This window comes from Nostoc sp. NZL, from assembly GCF_015714705.1.
Taxonomy (GTDB): Bacteria; Cyanobacteriota; Cyanobacteriia; order Cyanobacteriales; family Nostocaceae; genus Nostoc; species Nostoc foliaceum_A.
Window position 1 is genome coordinate 1 of the sequence record NZ_WBKL01000113.1, and the last position, 2683, is coordinate 2683.

Genomic DNA, 2683 nt, shown 5'->3' on the forward strand with positions numbered 1-2683 from the left:
GGAAAATATGTTAGCTACTTTCCTGATTGAGATGTTTTTCTCAAGATGTGCTGCAACTATTTTTTCTCGTAGATCGACAGAATATGACTTCATTTAAAAGTATTTATATTTTAATCTAGTGTACCTCATAATAGACGCAAGTGCTGTAATGGGTCAACCGAGTGTTTTTCTTAGTTTTCCAGACTCGTTTTGGGATTTGAAGACGAATACTCGGAAAGCGTAGGTCAGCACGTTTTTGCTTTGAGTCGTAACCTTTGTCGGCAGCCAGTACCTTGATTCGCTTACGTGGTCGCCCGCGCTTCAAAGTTTTTAGTTTTACCTTATCAATTAGAGGTAAGACTTGTTCTCTCTCGTTTCCGTTGGCTGGAGTAGTGGAATTAGCTAAGGGCATTCCATTGCCCTCAGTCAGAGTGTGAATGAGGATACCTTTTCCTTTGCCACCATAGGCTACGTCTTCACCTCCTCCTTTCCCCTACGGTGTACACACAAGTCGAAGTAAACTACTAGGGTCAGGGATTTGAGGGTGCAAGAGAGAGTGGAAAATCCAATAAGAATTCATGCTCAACGCTGGAAAGGAAAAGCATTTGGCGACCCAAGGTTGATAAAAAGGGGGCAGCATTGTACGAAGCTTTGGGAAAACATCAATCAGTGAGTATTCGTCAAATCAGTAGAAATAGAGCAGAACAAGTAGGGTAGTACCGCTTTTTGGAGAATGAGAATGTGACAGTAGGGGAATTAGTCCAAAGCCTGTCAGACCACTGCGTGTTACAGATAGAAGGAAAGCATATATTAGCCATCAGTGATAGTAGCGAAATTAACTTGCAGTCTCATGTAGGCAGGTTGAAAGCAGAGAATCTAGGTGTAGTTGGAAACAACACAGATGTGGGATTTTATATTCATCCCACTCTAATATTGGATGCAGAAAATGGATTCCCTTTGGGGATAAGCACAGTACAACTTAACCACTCACCAAGTCGTTTGTTTAGAACAAGCACTCTGTGTAATTAAATGGTACACAAGGAGAAACAGCGAATTGAACAACTGTTTGCCACCCTCAAAACTGCCGGCTTAAATCTTGAAGCGACCCAATTAGAGTCCATTGCTGCCATCCAGCGACTAACGGTGTTAGCTTTGTCGGTTGCTGTACGAATTTTACAACTGATTCAGGGACGGGATAATCCTGACTTGCCTGCAACTATTGCCTTCTCGGATGAGCAACAGCAATGCTTGTCTACTGTTGCACCTACGTTAGAGGGAAAAACCCGACTTCAACAAAATCCCTATCCTCCTCAAACTCTTGCTTGGGCTACTTGGATTATTGCTCGACTTGGTGGTTGGTCTGGTTATAGGTCTCAAAAACCTCCGGGAATTACTACTTTGAGTCGCGGGCTTGAGCAGTTTGAATCCACATTTTTTGGCTGGAAACTCGCTCTGGGTCAACTTGTGTGTACACCGTAGGGGAAAGGAGGGGGTGACAGCATATTCCCTACGGTAGCGACTGATCATCAATCCGTAAAGCGGGAGTAAAAGGCGGTAACTGGGAGCCTAACCTGGAATCCCGTCGAGCATAGATGGTCACGGATAACGAGAGTGAAGCTGCATTAAACTATCGTCACTACGAACTAGCCAAATCAGGCTGACAGGCTAGACCAAAAGGTAAAGGATAAGGGTTGGCGTTACATCCCCGACCAACATTCACCCCAAATAAACCCGGTAGACAGCAGCATCCTAAAATCATCGTCAAATGAACATCAGGAACGAAGTAACCGCTAGTTTGCTCTCAGGCAAAGGTCGATCTGCCTGAGTAGGTGTCAACCGGATGCAACTAGACGGAAGGATTGGCTAGGAAGCAAAACGCCCTAGGTAATGCTAGGGATATGCAAACGTAGCCACTGCAAATTGAAAGATGGAATTGATGAGTAGAGTGAAAATGTCATGAACCAATCGCTAATAACGGTTAGGTATGAATGGAAGGCAATCCCTTGGCGCAAGCTAGAGGTGAAAGTTTTCAAGCTCCAAAAGAGAATCTATCGAGCTTCAATGCGTGGAGATGTCAAGTTAGTCCACAGACTACAACGACTCCTAGTGAAGTCCTGGTCAGCCAAGATTTTGGCAGTCCGAAAGGTTACGCAGGACAATCAAGGGAAGAAAACCGCAGGGGTCGATGGAATCAAATCCCTCAGCCCCAAAGAACGTCTTGAGATGGTGATGAAGTTAGAGATTAAACCCTCCAAATTACCGACTCGCAGGGTATGGATTCCAAAACCCGGAACAGACGAAAAACGACCCTTGGGAATTCTAGTAATACAAGACCGTGCCATCCAGGCAATGGTTAAAAATGCCTTAGAACCCGAATGGGAAGCAACTTTTGAAAGGTCAAGTTACGGTCTTCGACCAGGACGTAGCCCCCATGATGCTATTGCCAGTATCTATAACCTCGCCCGTCCGAATAAACGGAAGAAATGGGTGGTAGATGCAGACATTCAAGGATGTTTTGACAACATTTCACATAATTTTCTGTTAGAGCGATTAACAGGCTTTCCAGCCCGTGAATTAATTAAACAGTGGCTACTAGCAGGATATATGGAAGCGGGTTCATGGCATCCTACAGATGCTGGTACACCGCAAGGGTCTGTTGTCAGTCCGTTGTTAGCAAATATAGCTTTGCACGGTATGGAATCTG

1 protein-coding gene and 2 pseudogenes are annotated in these 2683 nt (G+C 44.8%); 2 read left to right on the forward strand and 1 reads right to left on the reverse strand.

The genetic code is table 11. The features are described 5' to 3' along the window. Positions 1 to 115 precede the first annotated feature (115 nt). Positions 116 to 430: pseudogene (locus tag F8R90_RS15360) on the reverse strand (transposase); the annotation flags it as partial. Between the two features lie 200 nt (positions 431 to 630). Between F8R90_RS15360 and F8R90_RS15365 the strand changes: the two are divergent. Further along, a pseudogene (locus F8R90_RS15365) lies at positions 631 to 1458 on the forward strand (hypothetical protein). 477 nt (positions 1459 to 1935) lie between these two features. Then, positions 1936 to 2683, forward strand: a 748-nt coding sequence (locus F8R90_RS15370; RefSeq protein ID WP_196511455.1) for a reverse transcriptase N-terminal domain-containing protein, incomplete at its 3' end; no start/stop codon positions are given.